Source organism: Haloferula rosea, from assembly GCF_016595525.1.
Lineage (GTDB): Bacteria > Verrucomicrobiota > Verrucomicrobiia > Verrucomicrobiales > Akkermansiaceae > Haloferula > Haloferula rosea.
Genome location: NZ_JAENII010000005.1, coordinates 233,079 through 251,397, shown reverse-complemented (window position 1 = coordinate 251,397; position 18,319 = coordinate 233,079). Strand labels below are relative to the sequence as shown.

Genomic DNA, 18,319 nt, shown 5'->3' with positions numbered 1-18,319 from the left:
TATTCACAACCAACGACTTACACCACTTTTATTTTGACTCTCCCGCGAAAACATGGTTATCTTCAAGTGTTCCTTCGGGAACTTGATCTTTGACAGAAAGGGAGCGTGGAAGGGATTGATTTCGATCACCCCAAGAAGCGTTCTGGGATAAGTCTCGGGCGAGAGCCCGGGAAAATGGTCGGGAGGAACTGACGTTCCCGGCCCCTTGAGCGAATCCGTGTGAAAGCGCGGTGAGCTTGGTGAAAACCAAGCAACAAGTTTGAGGCCAATGTCACCGGCATCCTCAGGTGGGGTCGTTCCCTCCTGCAAAACGAACAAGGATGCCCGGCGGCGAGCGAGGTGCACGAAATCCGGCCGGATGGCAGGCACGCAACCACTCGCGAAGCCGAGTGACGCCCGAATCTCCAGGTGAATCAAGGAGTGGCGAGGCGAACACAGTCGGTCCAAGACCGGACGTTGCTACTGTGAGTCAGTGTGGTGAAGAAAGTCCTGATCGCGAAGAACGAGACAAGCGATGCGATCAGACCCAGCCGGGGTCGCAACCGGAAGGAGAAAAAGGGACTTCATTCATCGCGGAATGAGCCCACTGCGGGGAAGGCACCGAGAAATTGGTGATGACCCTGATTGGTGCGATAAATTCCGAAAGTACGGGAGGCACGGCGCAAGTCGGGTCGTCCGTCTGAGAAAGAAAATGCAATGTGAGGGTTAAGAGACAAGACCCGTGGTCCAAGGCAAACGATCGGATGCGAAAACGCCCGATGCCGACCTTGGATGAAAAGAAGCCGATCAAGTTCTCAGCGAGAGCGGTTTCACAGGTTTGGAAAGTGCGAATCGGCAGATGCGTAACTCCAAGCGAAGACGTCTCACCCAAGAAGTCGATGATGGCAACATCACGGCCGGCTCCGCTGCGGAGTCGAACGGAATCACGACAATCGTTCTTGTCGGTCAACGCAGCGTCGGGGAACTGGCAGCCAATGACACTCGACGGGTGGATTTGGGCGCCAAATGTCAGTCAACCGGGGAAAGAGAATGTGGCGAATTCCCACTCCCCTCCTCTTTTTCTTCGTGGATTCGAAAGGTCTACGAAAAAAGGAATTTGGATTCGTTGGATCCACAAAAAAAGGGCCCGCCGACAGGCAACTGTCGACGGGCCTTTTTGCGTACCCATGTCGCACGCGAAAAGCTCAGTCCATTCCCCACGGGTAATGCTCGCCTCAGCGGCGGGTCGCAGGACGCGGGGCCCTCTGGGGCATGGTCGGGCGCGTCTGGACCGCGGGGCGGGTGCTGGGACGCTGGACCGGCCGGGTGGTCGGTCGCTGCACCGGTTGGGTCGACGGCCGTTCGACCGGTCTTTGGACCGGTTGGCTCGGCTTGGGCTTGACGATCGGATGCTCCGGCTTGGGCGGTTTTTCCGGCTTGGGCGGCTTCTGGTAGGGAGGTCGGTGATATGGGGGACGCACCACCACCCATCCATACCTCGGCCAATGGCGGTAGTAGTGACCACCGGAATACCAGTAAGTGATCCCCCCGACCACCGTCGTGTCGTAACCGACCGGTGCGCTGCTGGCCACGGATCCCTCCGGATACTGGTCATACGGGTTCGCGCAGGAGCTGAGCCCGAGTGAAACACCAGCCGCGAGGAGGATCCATGAGAGCGCCTTCATGCCGAAAACGCTAGAGCACTCGCGGAAGGATTCCAGCCGCAAGATTGGGTGAACTTCTGGCGACCCGCGTGGTTGCCCTGAGCTCAGGATTCGCTAGGCTCCCGGGTGCGTGTCCCACCACCCGAATCATCAAGAAGACCACACCCCGGACGCCATCCGCGAGCGCCTCACCAAGGGTGTGTCACAAGACTTCCTGAAGGACTCCATCTTTGGAGCCATTGATGGAGCTGTCACCACCTTCGCCGTCGTCTCATCGGTCGCAGGGGCCGGACTTCCGGCCGGTCTCGTCATCATCCTCGGCGTGGCCAACCTGATTGCGGACGGATTCTCGATGGCTTCGGGAAATTTCCTCGGCACTCATGCGGAGAACCAGGCCGCCAACCGCACCCGCCGTGAAGAGGAACGGGAGATCGAGATGCACCCGGACGGGGAGCGTGAAGAGATCCGGCAAATCTTCGCGGCCAAAGGATTCAAAGGGGAAACGCTGGAGCAAATCGTCAAGGTCATCACCGCCGACAAGCAACGCTGGGTCGATACGATGCTCCAGGAAGAACACGGCATCCACACCGCTCAGCCGGCCGCTTGGAAAGCCGCCACGGCCACCTTTCTCGCCTTCCTGCTGGTGGGCGCCGTTCCACTGATCGCCTATGTCGTGGATCTTGCCCGCCCGGGGGTGCTCGCGAATCCCTTTGCCGTGGCCTGCGTCCTGACCATGGTGTCCTTCGGCATCGTCGGGGCTCTGAAGGCCCGGGTCGTCGGCCAGAACACCTTCGCAGGCGTCGTCGAAACCATCGCCGTCGGGGCTCTCGCCTCAGGGATGGCCTACGGCATCGGCTACCTGCTTCGCCCGTTCGCGGACTTTGCCTGAAGGGCCTCAGCTCTCGTCGAGAACCGCCGCAGCGGTCAGTTCGGCAAAGGTGCCCGTCGTTCCGATGTAGTGGATCTTGCGGTCGGCACCCAGGACGTAGGTCAGCGGCCATGCTCCCACCCGATACACCTTGCCGAGTTCGTTGTTGGGATCAGAGAAATTCGGCCAGTCGACCTTTCCTTCGGCCTGCAGTTTCCGCAGCACCGGCAAGGGGTCGCTGTTGACCCCCACCACTTCAAATTCCTTCCCGGCGAAGCGCTCGTCGGCACGTAGGGCATTGGCCCAGTTGATCACCGCGTCCGGTCCTTCACCCCCGGAGTTCCAGAACAACAGGATCACCACTTTCCCCTCGAATGACGAAAGGCTCATCGCGCGCCCTCCGGAATCGCGACCACTCAGCTCGGGGGCCGGACGGCCCTTGCTCAGGTTGCGGATGATGTAGAGCTCCTCTTCCGCCAGCTCCGCCACCGTGACCCCCTCGATCTCGACATCCGCCGCGTCGATGATCGCCTTGCGCAGCATGCTCAGCCGCTCGCGCATGATCCTCGGTTCGTCATTGATGTCCTTGGCCATCATGGCCAGACCCAGCGCCGCCACACCCGCCACCTTCTTGTCCGGGTTCTGCGACTCGATCTTGCGCAGCAGATTGAGCGACGTGTTGTCCCCGCAGGCCACCAGCGCCATGCACATCGGCGCGAGTTGACGGCTCTGCAGGTGATACTTTTCCACGGTCTTCTGGACCTGCGCGATCTGCGGGCGCATGGCCGGCGTGCGGAGCCCGTCTTCCCCGACCTCCACCAGTGGGCTGGCAATCCGCAGGAACCACGCCGCCGGTTCGATCGTCCATTCCTCGTTGAGCTGGGGGGAAATCACCGACCACATCCGCTTCGCGGCCACGTCAGGCATCGGCCGGGCCGCCATCACTTCCCGTCGCGCCGCCTCCCCCTTCGCCAGCTGCATCTTGATCGTCCATGCCTCCAACGACTTCTCATACCCTGCTCGCACGGCATTCGCCTGCGACAAGGTCCCCGCCTGAACCGTCGCCAATCCCAGCAACATCATCGAAATCCACAGCATCCGCATGCGCCAACGCTAGCGTCCCGCACGCTTCTGACAAGTACTCCGCCGACTCGCGCTTGCCGAGTGGCACCGGGTTCCCTTTACTCCCGGCCCGATGGCTACTGACCATATCGATGTCCGCTACGTCGCCGGCCTGGCCCGGCTGGAACTCACCGACGAAGAATGCGCCACCTTCCAGCCCCAGCTGGATGCGATTCTGAAGTATGCCGAGACCCTCAGCCAACTGGATGTCGAGGGGATCGAGCCGATGGCCCACCCGGTGCCCGTTTACGACGTGATGCGGGAAGACGTCCCGGGCACCAGCCTGCCCGTCGAGGCCGTGCTGGCCAATGCACCGGAGCAGGCCCAAGGCCAGATCCGGGTTCCCAAAGTCATCGCCGAAGCCTGACCCCTTCCCGACCCATGTCCCTCGCTCAATCTTCTCTGACCGACCTGCGCAAGCAAATCGGTGCCGGCACGCTCCAACCCGTCGACCTCGTCGACGAACTGGCTTCCTCCATCGAGGCCAGGAACTCCGAAGTGGGAGCCTATCTCAGCTACGACATCGACGCCGCCCGCGAAGCCGCCGCCCAGGCCGATACCAGCCTGCCCCTCGGCGGCATTCCCATCGGCATCAAGGACAACATCAACGTCCTCGGCGAAACCTGCACCTGTGGCTCCCGCTATCTCGAAAAGGGATACCGCTCGCCCTACGAAGCGACGGTGATCCAGCGCCTCCGCGCCGCCGGTGCCATTCCCTTCGGCCGCCTCAACCTCGATGAGTTTGCGATGGGGTCAGCCACGGAAAACTCCGCCTTGGGCAAGACGACCAACCCCCACGACCCGTCCCGCATTCCGGGAGGCTCCTCGGGTGGTTCAGCCGCAGCGGTGGCCGCCGACATGGCCTTCGCGACCCTCGGTTCGGACACCGGCGGATCCATCCGCCAGCCGGCCTCCCACTGCGGCGTGGTTGGACTGAAACCTTCCTACGGCCGCGTCTCGCGCTACGGACTGGTCGCCTTCGCCTCATCGCTCGATCAGATCGGTCCCCTCACCCGGACGGTCGACGACGCCGCCCTGATGCTCCAAGCCATCGCCGGTCACGACAAGGCCGACTCCACCTCGCTCGATGCTCCCGTGCCCGACTACTCGGCGGAGATCGATCAAGGCGTCGCCGGAATGAAGTTGGGACTGCCCAAGGAATACTTCGGCGAAGGCATCGACCCCGAAGTCCGCAAGCGCGTCGACGAATCCGTCAAGCGGCTGGAGGAAGCCGGAGCCGATATCGTCGAAATCTCCCTCCCCCACACCGAATACGCCGTGGCGACCTACTACATCATCGCTCCCGCAGAAGCCTCGTCGAACCTCTCCCGCTTCGACGGCATCCGCTACGGACACCGGAACCGCGAAACCGACGACCTGCTCGATCTCTACAAGCTGTCCCGCGAAGAAGGATTCGGCCCCGAAGTGAAGCGCCGGATCCTCCTTGGCACCTACGTCCTCTCGTCCGGCTACTACGATGCCTACTACGGCCGCGCCCAGAAGGTCCGCACGCTGATCCGTCAGGACTTCGAAAAGGCCTTTGAACAAGTCGATGCCATCCTCTCGCCCGTCGCCCCGTCACCCGCACGGAAACTCGGAGAGAACAGCGAAGACCCCCTGCAGGAATACCTCTCCGACATCTACACCATTGCCGCCAACCTCGCGGGAATTTGCGCCATTTCCGTCCCCGCCGGCACCGTGGCGAGCGACACCGGAACCCAGCTTCCGGTAGGACTGCAGGTCCTCGGCCCCCACCTGGGCGAGGCCAGCCTGCTGCGCGTCGCCAAGGCCGCCGAGATTCGCTGAATCCCCCGCCTTTTCCTGGACGATGGAAGACCTGACCCTCTCCGATTCAGAGCGCGCGAGATACGCCCGCCACCTGTCCATCCCCGATGTAGGTGAAGCCGGCCAGCGAAAGCTCAAAGGCTCCTCGGTCCTCCTCATCGGTAGCGGCGGCCTGGGCTCCCCGGCCGCCCTCTATCTCGCTGCCGCCGGGGTCGGACGTCTCGGACTGGTCGATGACGACAAGGTCGACCGCTCGAACCTCCAGCGGCAGATCCTGCATGGCGAGTCATGGGTCGGCAAACCGAAGATCGAAAGCGCCCGAGCCCGTCTCGCCGAAATCAATCCGGAGATCAAGGTCGAGACCCACGCCGTCCGCCTTACCGCGGACAATGCGGAGGAAATCGCTTCGTCCTACGATCTCATCCTCGACGGATCCGACAACTTCCCGACGCGTTTTCTAACCAACGACCTTTGTTTCCGTCAGAAAAAGCCGTGCGTGTTCGGCTCCATCTTCCGCTTCGAAGGACAGGTCACCGTGTTCGCCCCCCACCTCGGAGGCCCCTGCTACCGCTGCATGCTCCCCACCCTTCCACCGCCGGGTGCCGCACCCTCCTGCCAGGAAGCCGGCGTGCTGGGAGTCCTCCCCGGAGTGATCGGCTCCCTCCAGGCCATGGAAGCCATCAAGCTGCTGCTCGGCATCGGCAAGCCACCACTCGGCAACCTCCTTTGCTACGATGCCCTTCGTAGTTCGTTCCGCAACCTGAGGATCGCCGCCGACCCCGACTGCCGCCTGTGCGGATCAAACCCGACGATCCTCGACCTCAACAATCCCGAAACCACCGCCGCCCCTTCGTGCTCCATGAATTTTGACATCCCCACCATCACCGTCGACGAGCTCGCCGAACGCCTTCCCTCCTCGCCGGTCCTGATCGACGTGCGTCAGCCGGAAGAACACGCCGAAGCTTCCATCCCGGGGAGCATCCTCATCCCGCTTGGGGAACTCCCCCAGCGCCTGTCGGAAATCCCGCAGGCCGACGAGGTCCTCGTCCACTGCAAGGCAGGTGGACGGTCGGCCAAGGCCGTCGCCTTCCTGCACGAACAAGGAAGGACCGAAGCGATCAATGTCGCTGGAGGCATGGACGCCTGGCTGCAGCGCGGCTGACACCCGCTTCAGCGGGCCTTCTCGATCATCTCCGAGGCCAGCTTTTCCAAGTCCTTGGCGGGAATGGCATAGGTCTCGCAGCGGCTGAAGCGCGCGATGTTCATGCCCACGCATTCGCCGTCGAGATTGAATACCGGCCCGCCCATGAAGCTGCGGTTGCCCATGATGTCGTGCTGCATCACCCGGGGAAAACCGGTTCTCCGTTCGGAGTAGGCGCCACTCATCGCGTCGTTCCGCGACTTCGTCTCGCCGAAAAGGTCGGTGCGACCGGCCAGCTCGATCTCGAGTTCCATCGCCTCGCCATCCCGCTCGATGCCGACCGGGATCCGGTCCCCGACCTGCTTTTCACCGAGCAGGTCCGCGACCGCCTTGCGGTCTTCCATTTCCACGCCATCCAGGGAAACAATCACATCCCCGGCCTGCAGGCCTCCCTCTTCGGCACCACTTCCCTCGGTGACTTCCTTCACCTTGAGTTGATCCTCATCGTCCTCCAGTGCTACACCGAGCACGGTTCCACCGGTCGCCTTGACCTCGCGCGTCTTCGCAGCCAGCACGCCGATCTGAACCCGCCGGGTGCTCCGCGTGGTGGCACCATTCGCCACCAACCACGTCCCCTGCTCCGGTTCGTCCCCACGCAGATAGCTCACCGGCACGAGGTCCTGGGCGTCGATCTTCACCAGCGCCACATCCCACGCAGGATCCTCGGCGATCAACTTCGGTTGGCTGTAGCGCTCGCGGTCCACTGTGACCGTCACATCATCCAGTGGTCCCAGCTCACTGGCTTTTGTTAGAATGTAGCCGTCGGGTGAAACCACGGTGCCGAAGATGATCTCATCCCGTCCGCGCTTGAACACCGCACTGCTCGTCTGCAGGAACTCCTGCGTATCATCAAAGGCCGCGTGAACCGCAGGACCGGCCGTGCGATACTTGTATTCGAGCGTGACACCCGCTTGTAGTCCGCCACCGGCGAGAGCCAGCGCGAGGGTTGCGATGAGGCATTCAGTCTTCACGATTTCCAAGTTTCAGAGTGAGGGTTTCGGGCTTTCCATCCCGAAGCATTTCAAAAACCACTTCATCTTCCGGAGCTTTCTCCTTCAGCAATTCCTTCAATTGATCGCGCGATTCCAGCTTTTCGCCGTCCATGCTCAAGAGCACATCGCCTTCCTTGATCCCGGCCTTCTCCGCAGGGGACTCTCGTCCGACTTTCCGCACCTCGATGCCCTCGCCGTCATGGGCTTCGGCCAGCAGTCCAAGGAACCCTTTCCCCTTCTCCGGCTTCTTCGCAAATGGCCCCTCGCCGATGAACTCCCCGGCTTCCATCGCATCCCAACTGCGCAGGAATTCCTCCATCGGCACATGCATGTTCTCCGGCAGCTTGTCGCCGACCCGTGAGTGGATCCCGATCAACCGACCCTGCAGGTCAAACAACGGGCCACCCGAATCCCCACCGATCAGATTGCAGTCCGACTGCCAGGTGGATTCATTCACGACCCGGATCAGCCGGCCAAGCCGGACCACACTCCCGCGATCCTTGTCGAAGCCCCCGGAGTGACCCAACGAAAACACCCAGTCACCCAGCCTCGTCTGGTCATCACGATCGACCTCGACGAAGGGATAGGTGCCCTCATCGATGATCTTGGCCATCGCGCTGTCCGTATTCGAGTTCAGCCCCAGCGACACCGCCTTCACCTTCTTCCCATCTTCAAAGACCACCGTGAACTCACGATCCACCCCACCGGAAACGTGCGCCGCCGTCAGGATCAATCCATCCTCACTGATGACCACGCCACTGCCGGATCCCTGATCCAGTTCGATGCACACCGTGGCCGCCCGCGCCTTCGGCAGAGCCGCCTTCAGCAGGGACTGGATCTCATCCAGATCACTTCGACCACTCGGGGCCTTCTTCTCGTTGATCGGAAGCCGCTCGGCCGTGGCGGGCACCGCCAGCGCAAGCATCACAAGAGGAAACAGGATTCGGGAAAATCTCATGAGTGTCGTGGGAATCTAGCCTGTGCCTCAATCGACCGCAACCCTGCGGTCGCCATCACAGCGGACAAAGGTCGCGAGCCATTCACGACCCACCCGGCTGGGAAAGGCACGCGTCGGCACGCTTCCCCTCTCTAGCGTGAACCATGGCTCGAGATGTCTTGCGATTTCCTCCTTTCTCGCCCCGTGCGGAGGCCCTCCATCCGGGTCCTTCGGATCGAGGTAAAACACTCCGATCAAACGCCCGCCCGGACGGATCAAGCCAGCCACCGCCTCCGCATAGTCACCCCGATCGCTCGGGTCGATCGCACAAAAACAAGTGTGCTCCCACACCGCGTCGAAGGGCTCGGATTGCCAGTCAAAGAGATTCGCACACACATACGACTCACCGCCCACGGACTTGATCCCCCGCGCCACCTCGATCGCCTTCGCCGACAAATCCAGCCCCGTGACTTCCGCGCCGACCCGCGCAAGCGCCCTCACATCGTGCCCCGAACCACAGCCCGGCACCAGCACCCGTGCCGACCTCAGGAACGGCCCGTTTTCGGCATCCTCCAGCGCCTCCAGCAGTGGTGGTGCCGCCTCGCCCTTGTCCCACGGAGTTTCCCCGGCGCGCCATCTTCCATCCCAGTCGGTCATGCGGACATCGTCCACCCGACCCGCCTCCTCAGCAAGTGATCAGATGCCTCCCAGGCAATCCACCGTCGGAGACTTCTGCGCCGATGGGGACTGGGTCGTACTGCCGAAGGAAATGACCGCTCCCACGCCCGCCCCATGCGCCCCACCCAGACGCGGATCCATCTCGAACTCCGGAAACCGGTAGCGGCGACGGGAACGAATGATGAATCGAAGCACTGCGAAAGAAATGAAGGACGACAGGGCGACGAGAAAGGGAAGCCCCCCGGCGTCCCACGCCCCGCGGACCGCCTCCTTGATCAATTCCGAGCCACTGGCCTCCTCGATCGGCTCAGGCTCGGCCACCGGGATCGTATCCGCCGGCTCCTCCACCCAACCCAACGAGCGCTCGATCCAATACAGGCGGATTGAGACCTGCAGGCAAAACTCCTTGAACTGATCCAGATCGCCCACCTCTTCCTGCGCCGCGCGCGCAGCCTGACCGATCAGACGTCCCACTTCCACCCGCGGCACTTCCTGCGCCAGGTCACTGCTGAAATGAAGTTCGGCCCGCGCCGGTTCTCCCATCCGGTAGAGCAGCAAGGCCGTCGGTTCACCACTCGATAGCCACGGCTCCAGATGGCGCTCCATGTCCGATGGAAACCGCTGGTCGTGATCGAAAATCATCGCCCTCAGGCGAATCCTCGAATCATCCGCGTGGTAGCGCAGAAACTCTTCCCGGTCCTTGCGCTCACGCGAATTCAGTAGGCCCTGCGGATCGACCAAATCATCCTCGGCAGGTCCGCCAAAGTAATCCGGCCAACAATCCGCCGGAATCGCCACCCCCGGCAGCCCCAATCCCTCTTCCGGCAGCGACGGACCGAATTCCTCGGCCCCCGCCAACGATGCCAGACTCAGGATCGCGGCAACGCAACAGACTCTCACGACTTCGCCCCCTTCCGTTCCTTCGCCTTCGCGCTCTTCCCGCGCAGTGAGCGCACCTTCCTGCGGACCACTGGAGGTGAGATCTTCCGCTCGAAACTCTCCGGATCGCGGCGCGCCTGCCGCGATCGCTTCTCCAGCACCAGGCTCAGTTGCTCGAGCACCCGGACGATGCCTTCCGCAAACCGCCCCTCGACCCAATACGCATGGGCCCGGCTCATGCACAAAAACGTGTCCTCCTCCTTGAGAAAGGCGTCGAGCATGTATCCCCAGCTCATTCCGGCCGCCTTTCCGTCCGGATCAATCGTCAGAAGAATGCCCCGCTCATTCGGCCGACTCACATCGACATCCTCGAATGCCGCCCGATTCAGCAGCCAGAATCCAAACTGCCTCAAGTCGCTGCGCCCTTCCGGCAAACCGGTGTACACCGCGAAGAACAACTGCGGAAAACTCTGCTCGAAACGATCCATCGCCGCCTCAACCCGCTGACGCTCAACACTACGCATCAATCCCGCCACATCCTCCAACCGCCGGATCCGCACATCTTCGCTGCCAAATCGCTCGTCTGCGTCCACCAAGCTGAATCCGCAGTGCGGACAACTTCCCGCACCACGGTGAATGACCTGCACACATCGGGGGCACTTCATCGGCGACCCGCCGAACCTAGTCGGTTGGCCGCTCATTGGTCAAAGCGAAAGATCAAGTAAACTTAACTACTTAGGCTCGAAGCGCCAGCTCCGGCGACACCCCTGCGGACCCCGCCGGCCGCCCCCACCCCAAATTTGCTCAGTTTCTGCTTGGCAAGCACACTCCATCGATGCAAGTTCCGCGCCCGCTCGCACTTCGGCGAGCCTTTCCAAGAACCAAACGCACACCATGGCTGTTGCTCTCCGTCTCAATCGCAAGGGAACCAAAGACCGTCCCTACTACAAGATCGTCGCCGTCGATAGCCGTAAGCGCCGTGATGGCCGCTACATCGAGCAGATCGGCACTTACGATCCGATGAAGGAAGGCGCCAACTACACCATCGATCTCGAAAAGGCCGACAAGTGGGTCGGCGTGGGTGCACAACCTTCCGAGACCGTGGCCAGCATCATCCGCAAGGCCCGCACTGCTGCGAAGGCCGAAGCCTGATCGCTTCCGCATCTTATCCTTTTCCACAGCCGCAGCTCCTCCGGGACTGCGGCTGTTTTGTGTCCACCCTGTCCGATCGGTCGACATCCCGAACGGGCCTTGAACGCTCACAATTCCCACCTTCATTCTTTCCAAGACCCACGGCCCGCGGTTCAGTCCTGCGGGCCCTCTGCCGACCCGCCATTCTTCCATGGATTACGCCACCCTCATCGATCAACGCCGACGCCGCTTCGCAGAAGTATCTGAAGCGATCGAAGACCCCACCCTTTTCAACGACTCGAGGCGGGCCACCGAGGTCATGCGCGAGCACCGTCGGCTCAAGGAAACCCTCGAACTCTGGGATACCCTGGAGTCCACCCGCTCCCAGCTGGCCGACAACGAAGAACTCGCCCAGGGAGACGACCCCGAGCTCGCGGAGATGGCCAACGAGGAAATCCCCGAGCTCCAGAAACAAATCCCCGAGCTCGAGGAGAAACTGCAGTATGCCCTGCTACCCGCCGACCCCGATGAGGATCGCGACGCCCTGGTCGAAATCCGCGCCGGTGCCGGTGGCGATGAAGCCTCGCTTTTCGCCGCCGACCTCCTCCGCATGTTCCAGCGCCACGCCGAGAAGCGAGGCTGGAAAACCGAGCACCTCGGCAGCAGCCCGTCCGACGTCGGAGGGTTCAAGGAAGTCGTCATCCGCGTCACCGGCGACGAAGTATTCCGCTATCTGAAGTACGAAAGCGGCGTCCACCGGGTCCAGCGCGTCCCCAGCACGGAAACCCAGGGCCGCATCCATACCTCCACCGTCACCGTGGCCGTCCTCCCGGAGGCCGAGGAAGTCGACGTCCAGATCAAGCCCGATGACCTGCGCATCGAAGTCTGCCGCGCAGGCGGCGCAGGCGGTCAGCACGTGAACCGCACCGAGTCCGCCGTCCAGGTCTTCCACCTTCCCTCCGGCATCATGATCCGCTGCGAAGACGGACGCTCACAGACCCAGAACAAGGAGCGCGCCCTCCAGATCCTGCGCAGCCGCCTCTACGAGATGAAACAGCGCGAAGTCCAGGACGCCTACTCCGCCACCCGCCGATCGCTGATCGGCTCCGGCGACCGATCGGAAAAAATCCGCACCTACAACTTCCCACAAAGCCGGATCACCGACCACCGCATCGGCCTGACCTCCCACAATCTCGATGGCGTCCTCGAAGGCGCCCTCGACGAACTCACCGAAGCCCTCCAGCGCGCCGAGATCGCCGAGCGCCTTGCCGAGGCCGAAGCCGGGACAAAGCATTGATCCACTTGCCAATCCGAATGGAAGTTCCAACATTGGCGCTCGTATTGCTGGGCAGGCGACAAGCCCAGCCCCACCATCCGCACGACCGAACCGTCAGCCCATGAGCTCAGCCGTCAAATTCCTTCACCAAGACCGCATTCCCAGCACCGGATGCCTCGTCGTCCCCGGTCGCGTCGAGTTCCACGAGCTCCTCCATCTCCAGCAGTTGTTTTCGGACCGCTCGATCACTTGGTTGATCGAAGACAGCGCCCCACTCGACCCCATGGTTCAGGGCTTCCTCGAGCAATCGGAGTCCGGTGCCGCCTTCTCGGATTCGGACAGCGACCCGGCCGCCGCCGGCGAGCAACTCAAGAGCTCCCTCGAAGGCAATGGGGTCATCATCTTCATCCACGGCAAGGCCAACGCCCGCGCAGGCACCCCCTGCCACATCCCGGGAGCCACCATGAAGACCCTCGGCTCCTTCGGATTACCCCTGCTGCCCATCGGCATCGAGTACCCCCGCGAGTCCGCCCTCACCATCGAGCGCACCGCCTCCCTCCCCCGCGCCATCCTCGCCGTCGGCAAACTCATCCCCGCCGAGAAAGCCTCGGCCGCCACCCTTCGCCAGTCCCTGCTGGAGGTCAGCGAAGAAGCCTACGCCTCCCGCCCGCTCTTCAAGGGCTCCCTGGCCACCGCCCTCCTCGAGGGCCTCAAGAAGCACAGCCGCTCGAAGTTATTCGATGGCACCGATGACTCATCGATCGGCTTCGACCGCCTGCTCGCCGCCGCCCTCGTCTTTTCCAAACACATCCGTGAGGAGACCGACAACCCGAGGGTGGGCATCGTACTTCCCCCGGGAAAGGCCGGCATGGTCGCCAACCTTGCCGTCCTCTTCGCCGGCAAGACCCCGGTGAACCTCAACTTCACCGCCAGCCACGAAGCCATCCGCTCGGCCATGCGCCAAGCCGACCTCGACCGTTTCATCACCGCCGACCCCTTTGTGCGGAAAGTTGCTTCCTTCCCGTGGCCGCCCAATCGCGACCTGATCTTCATCGAGCGCGTCCTCCCTTCGCTGAAGAAGAAGATCATCACCTGGGCCATCCTTGGAAAAATCCTCCCCGCCGGGGTCATCAAGAGCCTCTTCGGCATCGGCAAGCGCAAGGGCGACGACGAAGCCGTCCTCCTCTTCACCTCCGGCTCGTCCGGAGAACCCAAGGGCGTCGTGCTCTCCCACCGCAACGTGCTGGGCAACGTCTCCCAATTCTCCGGTCGACTCGATGCCGATTCCGATGCACGGGCCCTTGGCTGCCTGCCCCTCTTCCACTCCTTCGGATCCACCGTCACCCTCTGGTTCCCCGTCATCGAGGGCATCGACCTCGTCACCTACCCGAATCCGCTGGAAACCAAGCGACTGGGCGAACTCATCCAGCAGCATGGCGTCACCTTCCTCCTCGCCACTCCGACCTTCCTGCGCGGCTACATGAAGCGCGTGAAGCCCGAGCAACTCGAGTCCATCGAACTCGTCGTCACCGGAGCCGAAAAACTCCCCGCCAACCTCGCCGAGGCCTTCGAAAAACGCTTCGGACTCTACCCACAGGAAGGCTACGGCCTCACCGAGACCTCCCCCGCCACCAACGTCAACCTGCCCGACCCCGAGCCCACCACCGGCGAAGTACAGATCCCCTCCAGCCGCAAGGGATCCGTCGGCCAACTCCTGCCCGGCATCGCCGTGCGCATGACGAATCCCGCCACCGACGAAGCCTGCCCCATCGACCAGCAGGGCATCATTTGGCTCAAGGGCTCCAACATCTTTCCCGGTTACCTCGACAGCCCGAAGAAGACCGCCGAAGTCCTCACCCCCGATGGCTGGTTCCGCACCGGCGACGTCGGCCGCGTCGACGATGATGGCTTCCTCTACATCGAAGGCCGCATCTCCCGCTTCTCAAAAATCGCCGGCGAGATGGTCCCTCACGAAGTCGTCGAAGCCGCCGTCAACCAGGCCCTCGGACTCGACTCCGAAGCCGAGCGGAAGATCGCCATCGTCGGCATCCCCGATGCCCAGAAGGGCGAGGCCATCATCCTCCTGTCCACCATCGCCGGCCCCGCCCTCGAGCAGGAATGCATCGACCTCCGCTACAAGCTCATGGACGCCGGCGTGCCATCCCTCTGGTGCCCGAAGGCCATCGTCCCCATCGAAGAGATCCCCGTGCTCGCCTCCGGCAAGCTCGACCTCAAGGGCTGCCAGATGCTCGCCGAGCACTGAAAATCCCCCGGACCCGACCACACCGCTGCCTGCCGTGGCCCCACGGACAGGCCCGACACTTCCTCAGCCCCGCTCTTGTCAACCGGGCGGCACTCCCCTAGACCCCTCGCGTCGTGACGCCTGAAGCCCAACTTGAGATCCTCACCGCCGGCACCGCCCAGGTGCTCTCCGAGAAAGAACTGCTGGAACGGCTGCGCCTTGGCCGCCCCCTGCGGGTCAAGCTCGGCCTCGACCCGACTTCTCCCGATATCCACCTCGGTCACACCGTGGCCATGGAGAAGCTCCGCCAGTTCCAGGAACTCGGCCACCAGATCGTCCTCATCATCGGTGACTTCACCGCCACCATCGGTGACCCATCCGGCCGCTCCGCCACACGCCCCCCGCTCACCCGTGAAGAAGTCCTGGCCAATGCCGAGACCTACACCGACCAGGCCTTCAAGATCCTCGACAAGGACAAGACCGAGATCGTCTACAACGGCGACTGGTTCCGCAAGATGACCTTCGAGGACGTCCTCCGATTGAATGCCCGCGTCACGATGCAGCAGATGCTCCAGCGCGAGGACTTCAGGAACCGCATCGACAAGGGCCAGGAAGTCCGCCTGCACGAAATCCAATACCCCATCGTCCAGGGATGGGATTCCGTCGAAGTCCGCGCCGATGTCGAACTCGGCGGCACCGACCAACTCTTCAACCTGCTCGTCGGTCGTGACCTCCAGCGCGAGGAAGGCCAACCCCAGCAGATCGTCATGACCATGCCCCTGCTCGAGGGCCTCGATGGCGTGCGCAAGATGTCCAAGTCCTACGACAATTACGTCGGAGTGAACGACGCACCTCAGGACATGTACGGCAAACTCATGAGCACCTCGGACGAGCTCATGGCCCGCTACTACCAACTCCTGCTCGGAGAGGAACTCGATGCCTCCCTCCACCCGATGGAGGCCAAGAAGTCGCTCGCCGAAAAACTCACCGCACGCTACCACGATGCCGACGCCGCCCGCGCCGCCCGTGCCGACTGGGACACCCGCTTCTCGAAGAAGGACCTGACCTCCGCCGATCTCCCCGAGATTCCGCTATCCTCACTCCCTACGGAGCCCACCGTACTTTCCCTCGCCTCCCATTGCTTCCTCACCGCCTTCGACCTGAAGAAATCGAACGGCGAGCTGAAGAAACAGCTCATCACCGCCGGATCCGTCCAGCTCAATGGTGAGAAACTCACCGACCCGAATGCCGGAGTCGCACCCGCCGCCGGTGACGTACTCAAGCTCTCCAAAAAGCACGCCGTGCGCTTCGCCTGATCCCCCACCATTCCCCCACCATGCCCATCCTCTATCTCAAACCCGGATGCCCGTGGTGCATCGAAGTCGTCGACTTCCTCAAGCGCAAGGGCATCGCCTACGAACCCGTCATCGTCAGCGGCAACCCCGATGGCATGCAGGCGCTGATCGAACTTTCCGGCCAGACCAAGGCCCCGACCATGGATTGGCATGGTGAAGTCCTCGCCGACTTCGGCGTCGAGGAACTCATCCCGTTCCTCGAAGCGCGCAAGGTCATTTGAACGCCCGGCTCTCCATCCACTCATACCACTCGGCCTCGAGCGCCGCCGCATCGGCATAGCCGTAGGTCTCGAGCAGAGATGCCTCATTGACCGTGTCGCCGTCACGAAGCATCGCCACCAGTTTCTGATACTTCGCCTTCGCCGCATCATCGCGGACCAGGAAATAAGTGAGCGCAAAGATGTAGCCCGACTCCTTCGGCGAAAGCGTCAGGATCTGTGCTGTCAGCACATCACCCAGCGAGCAGCGGTTCTCATCCTTGCACATCTTGCGCAGTACCGACGGCCAGTCCTCGTCCGCACCCAGCGTCTCCCCCTTCTTGATCTCCGCCTTCTGCGCCTCGTAGTACGCTTCGAAATCCAGGTAATGCACCCGGCATAGATCGAAGATCATGTGCTCCACGTAGTAGCCGAAGCCCGCCTGCATCCAGAACGGGATCTTCGCAGAGCGCGCACGCCCACGAAGCAGGCTCGACCCCGTCGAGTGGGCCACGATCGCCGAGACATCCCGGTCCCCGCCCGCACTCTGCATCGGGTCCCCCTTGCAATACACCGTGTAGCGCGCATTCGGGTCCACATAGTTGCCGACCTGATGCGTCAGCCGCACCGAGTTCGCATCCCATCCATTGCGCCCGGCATCGATCTTCACCAGTTCGCGGAAATCCGCGCCCGAGTCGACCAGGTAAATGCAGAACCGGAACGGAGCCTCCTTCGCCCCCTTGCTCCCCGACGGCGTCTCGAACTCATTCTTCTCAAAGTCCGGTGTCAGGCCAGGAAGCGCATCCACACAGACCGTCCAGATCTTCTCCGCCAACTTCGATGCCGGATCATGGCTCGTCCCATGGGCCCGGATGAGGAAGTGGTCCGTCTCCTTCTCCCGCCACTTGAATCCATCGAAGTGCGAATCCTGCGCGCCAACCACCGACACGCCTCCAAACAGGCCCACAAGGGCAGCTTTCCAATTCATTCCCTACGCTACCCAGCCCCGAGGACCCCTGACAACGCCATTCGCCCGAAGAGTCTGATCCCCTCACCCAGCCGCATCGTCGAAACCGCCAAATCCAGCCCCCCACCTCTCCTCTTCCCCAAACCACACGAAGCCTCTCTAACTTCCCACTCACCGGACGCAGAGAATGTGGAGCTCTCATTTCGCGCCCCTTGCGCGGTTCACCAACTCTTCAACTCCCACCAATCCATCAGCGCTTGATAGGCAATCGGAGGATGCCGGGGATTCCGGCCAGCAAATCTACCGGGTCGGCAGCTTCCAGTTCGCCAGATCGGTGAAACAAGAGTGCCCTCCCCCCTCGTCCGCCTTGGTGATCTTGCCCCGAAGAGTTCTGGTGGATACCTTTCCGCCAATGACTCCCTCCCGGCGCCATGAGCACCCGTCCGCATCCCTCGAATGTCATTCCAGATGAAGGTCGTTCCCGCTACCCCGGGGAACGTGAGCGGCCCATCGTGCCGGATGTTCTCAATCATTCTCGGAGTCCTCGGGACGTCCCTGCTCGTCCGAGCCCTCATCGAGAGAAATGGCCTGAGCATGGCTGGTGCCCTGATCCTGCTGCTGATCGCCGGGAATCAGTTTCGAACTTACCTGAGATGGGCTCGATCCCGGACCTGCCTGGTGATCGAGGGAGATTCGATCGATCTGCAGATCGACGGCCGGTCGAGGTTTATCGGGACCGTGGATGAGATCCGGTCGATCGCGGAAGACCAGAGAGGCTTCACGCTCGTGTTTCCCCCATCGCATCGGATCAGGGTTCGGCGGGCCGATCTACCCGATTGGTTGAAGGAGCGCCTCGGCTCCACCTGAAGGATGCCTCTTCGTCCCATCGGACGGCCCGGCGTCCAGCTCGCTCCTTATGAATCCCGTCCTGTGGTAAGACCCATCGGACCCGTGACCGGGCGGCATCGGTGTGACACCCGGAAAAGAAAGAAACCAGAGATCGGGACCTACGCAGCTTCCCCCCGGATGGCGTAGTCCCGACTCTG

At 62.5% G+C, this 18,319-nt stretch carries 18 protein-coding genes; 10 read left to right on the top strand and 8 right to left on the bottom strand.

What is annotated here, in order from left to right:
• Positions 1-1,214: 1,214 nt before the first annotated feature.
• Positions 1,215-1,664 (bottom strand): hypothetical protein, encoded by a 450-nt coding sequence (locus JIN81_RS09010; RefSeq protein ID WP_200278603.1) that lies wholly within the window; start codon positions 1,662-1,664, stop codon positions 1,215-1,217.
• Between the two features lie 109 nt (positions 1,665-1,773).
• Here JIN81_RS09010 and JIN81_RS09005 point away from each other — a divergent pair, with 109 nt between their 5' ends.
• Entirely contained in the window at positions 1,774-2,532 is a 759-nt protein-coding gene (locus JIN81_RS09005) for a VIT1/CCC1 transporter family protein (RefSeq protein ID WP_200278602.1), read from the top strand.
• Between the two features lie 6 nt (positions 2,533-2,538).
• Here the strand turns inward: JIN81_RS09005 and JIN81_RS09000 are convergent, their stop codons facing one another.
• Positions 2,539-3,615: a peroxiredoxin family protein gene (locus JIN81_RS09000; RefSeq protein ID WP_234044609.1), complete on the bottom strand. Its 1,077-nt coding sequence runs from the start codon at positions 3,613-3,615 to the stop codon at positions 2,539-2,541.
• 91 nt (positions 3,616-3,706) lie between these two features.
• Between JIN81_RS09000 and gatC the strand changes: the two genes are divergently transcribed.
• Genes gatC through moeB form a run of 3 tightly spaced genes read left to right on the top strand, consistent with a single transcriptional unit; the run spans position 3,707 to position 6,580 of the window.
• Positions 3,707-4,000 carry an Asp-tRNA(Asn)/Glu-tRNA(Gln) amidotransferase subunit GatC gene (gene gatC / locus JIN81_RS08995; protein ID WP_200278600.1) on the top strand — a complete coding sequence of 98 codons (294 nt, stop codon included), beginning with the start codon at positions 3,707-3,709 and terminating at the stop codon, positions 3,998-4,000.
• Between the two features lie 14 nt (positions 4,001-4,014).
• Positions 4,015-5,439, top strand: coding sequence for an Asp-tRNA(Asn)/Glu-tRNA(Gln) amidotransferase subunit GatA (gene gatA, locus JIN81_RS08990; protein WP_200278599.1), 1,425 nt, complete (start codon positions 4,015-4,017; stop codon positions 5,437-5,439).
• A 22-nt stretch (positions 5,440-5,461) separates the two neighbouring features.
• Complete coding sequence (moeB, locus tag JIN81_RS08985; RefSeq protein WP_200278598.1) at positions 5,462-6,580, top strand: molybdopterin-synthase adenylyltransferase MoeB; 1,119 nt, start codon at positions 5,462-5,464, stop codon at positions 6,578-6,580.
• A gap of 8 nt (positions 6,581-6,588) precedes the next feature.
• On the opposite strand, the gene JIN81_RS19450 is transcribed toward moeB, so the two are convergent.
• The 5 genes from JIN81_RS19450 to JIN81_RS08960 are packed head-to-tail and all read right to left on the bottom strand — an operon-like array spanning position 6,589 to position 10,770.
• A complete protein-coding gene (locus JIN81_RS19450; protein WP_200278597.1) occupies positions 6,589-7,590 on the bottom strand; it encodes a PDZ domain-containing protein in 1,002 nt (333 codons plus the stop codon).
• The gene (locus tag JIN81_RS08975) at positions 7,580-8,569 is read right to left on the bottom strand and encodes a S1C family serine protease (protein WP_200278596.1); all 990 of its coding nucleotides are present in this window, start codon (positions 8,567-8,569) and stop codon (positions 7,580-7,582) included. The genes JIN81_RS19450 and JIN81_RS08975 overlap by 11 nt, the downstream gene beginning before the upstream one ends.
• Positions 8,570-8,596: 27 nt before the next feature.
• Positions 8,597-9,205 (bottom strand): methyltransferase domain-containing protein, encoded by a 609-nt coding sequence (locus JIN81_RS08970; RefSeq protein WP_234044608.1) that lies wholly within the window; start codon positions 9,203-9,205, stop codon positions 8,597-8,599.
• Positions 9,206-9,244: 39 nt separating this feature from the next.
• Positions 9,245-10,126 (bottom strand): hypothetical protein, encoded by an 882-nt coding sequence (locus JIN81_RS08965; protein WP_200278594.1) that lies wholly within the window; start codon positions 10,124-10,126, stop codon positions 9,245-9,247.
• Positions 10,123-10,770: a TPM domain-containing protein gene (locus JIN81_RS08960; RefSeq protein ID WP_200278593.1), complete on the bottom strand. Its 648-nt coding sequence runs from the start codon at positions 10,768-10,770 to the stop codon at positions 10,123-10,125. Before JIN81_RS08960 ends, JIN81_RS08965 begins: the two co-directional genes overlap by 4 nt.
• Positions 10,771-10,999: 229 nt before the next feature.
• On the opposite strand from JIN81_RS08960, the gene rpsP reads away from it, so the two are divergent.
• From rpsP to JIN81_RS08935, 5 genes are all read left to right on the top strand, one after another.
• Positions 11,000-11,257 (top strand): 30S ribosomal protein S16, encoded by a 258-nt coding sequence (gene rpsP / locus JIN81_RS08955; RefSeq protein ID WP_200278592.1) that lies wholly within the window; start codon positions 11,000-11,002, stop codon positions 11,255-11,257.
• A 190-nt stretch (positions 11,258-11,447) separates the two neighbouring features.
• Positions 11,448-12,533: a peptide chain release factor 1 gene (gene prfA / locus JIN81_RS08950; RefSeq protein ID WP_200278591.1), complete on the top strand. Its 1,086-nt coding sequence runs from the start codon at positions 11,448-11,450 to the stop codon at positions 12,531-12,533.
• A gap of 100 nt (positions 12,534-12,633) precedes the next feature.
• Positions 12,634-14,775, top strand: a complete 2,142-nt coding sequence (locus tag JIN81_RS08945; RefSeq protein ID WP_200278590.1) for an AMP-binding protein — start codon at positions 12,634-12,636, stop codon at positions 14,773-14,775.
• A 113-nt stretch (positions 14,776-14,888) separates the two neighbouring features.
• A complete protein-coding gene (gene tyrS, locus JIN81_RS08940; protein WP_200278589.1) occupies positions 14,889-16,070 on the top strand; it encodes a tyrosine--tRNA ligase in 1,182 nt (393 codons plus the stop codon).
• Positions 16,071-16,090: 20 nt separating this feature from the next.
• On the top strand, positions 16,091-16,330 hold the full coding sequence (locus tag JIN81_RS08935) for a glutaredoxin family protein (protein ID WP_200278588.1): 240 nt from the start codon (positions 16,091-16,093) through the stop codon (positions 16,328-16,330).
• On the opposite strand, the gene JIN81_RS08930 is transcribed toward JIN81_RS08935, so the two are convergent.
• Positions 16,323-17,294 (bottom strand): hypothetical protein, encoded by a 972-nt coding sequence (locus JIN81_RS08930; protein WP_200278587.1) that lies wholly within the window; start codon positions 17,292-17,294, stop codon positions 16,323-16,325. The two genes, JIN81_RS08935 and JIN81_RS08930, sit on opposite strands and share 8 nt — an antisense overlap.
• Before the next feature lie 498 nt (positions 17,295-17,792).
• Here JIN81_RS08930 and JIN81_RS08925 point away from each other — a divergent pair, with 498 nt between their 5' ends.
• Positions 17,793-18,140: a hypothetical protein gene (locus JIN81_RS08925; RefSeq protein ID WP_200278586.1), complete on the top strand. Its 348-nt coding sequence runs from the start codon at positions 17,793-17,795 to the stop codon at positions 18,138-18,140.
• The last annotated feature ends 179 nt before the right edge of the window (positions 18,141-18,319 follow it).

Coding starts and splice junctions, on each gene's coding strand:
- JIN81_RS08945 (WP_200278590.1), top strand. CDS start 12,634: ATGAGCTCAGCCGTCAAATTCCTTCACCAAGACCGCATTCCCAGCACC.
- JIN81_RS09000 (WP_234044609.1), bottom strand. CDS start 3,615: ATGCGGATGCTGTGGATTTCGATGATGTTGCTGGGATTGGCGACGGTT.
- JIN81_RS08970 (WP_234044608.1), bottom strand. CDS start 9,205: ATGACCGACTGGGATGGAAGATGGCGCGCCGGGGAAACTCCGTGGGAC.
- rpsP (WP_200278592.1), top strand. CDS start 11,000: ATGGCTGTTGCTCTCCGTCTCAATCGCAAGGGAACCAAAGACCGTCCC.
- JIN81_RS09010 (WP_200278603.1), bottom strand. CDS start 1,664: ATGAAGGCGCTCTCATGGATCCTCCTCGCGGCTGGTGTTTCACTCGGG.
- prfA (WP_200278591.1), top strand. CDS start 11,448: ATGGATTACGCCACCCTCATCGATCAACGCCGACGCCGCTTCGCAGAA.
- gatC (WP_200278600.1), top strand. CDS start 3,707: ATGGCTACTGACCATATCGATGTCCGCTACGTCGCCGGCCTGGCCCGG.
- JIN81_RS08935 (WP_200278588.1), top strand. CDS start 16,091: ATGCCCATCCTCTATCTCAAACCCGGATGCCCGTGGTGCATCGAAGTC.
- JIN81_RS08925 (WP_200278586.1), top strand. CDS start 17,793: ATGTTCTCAATCATTCTCGGAGTCCTCGGGACGTCCCTGCTCGTCCGA.
- JIN81_RS08960 (WP_200278593.1), bottom strand. CDS start 10,770: ATGAAGTGCCCCCGATGTGTGCAGGTCATTCACCGTGGTGCGGGAAGT.
- moeB (WP_200278598.1), top strand. CDS start 5,462: ATGGAAGACCTGACCCTCTCCGATTCAGAGCGCGCGAGATACGCCCGC.
- gatA (WP_200278599.1), top strand. CDS start 4,015: ATGTCCCTCGCTCAATCTTCTCTGACCGACCTGCGCAAGCAAATCGGT.
- JIN81_RS08930 (WP_200278587.1), bottom strand. CDS start 17,294: ATGAATTGGAAAGCTGCCCTTGTGGGCCTGTTTGGAGGCGTGTCGGTG.
- JIN81_RS08975 (WP_200278596.1), bottom strand. CDS start 8,569: ATGAGATTTTCCCGAATCCTGTTTCCTCTTGTGATGCTTGCGCTGGCG.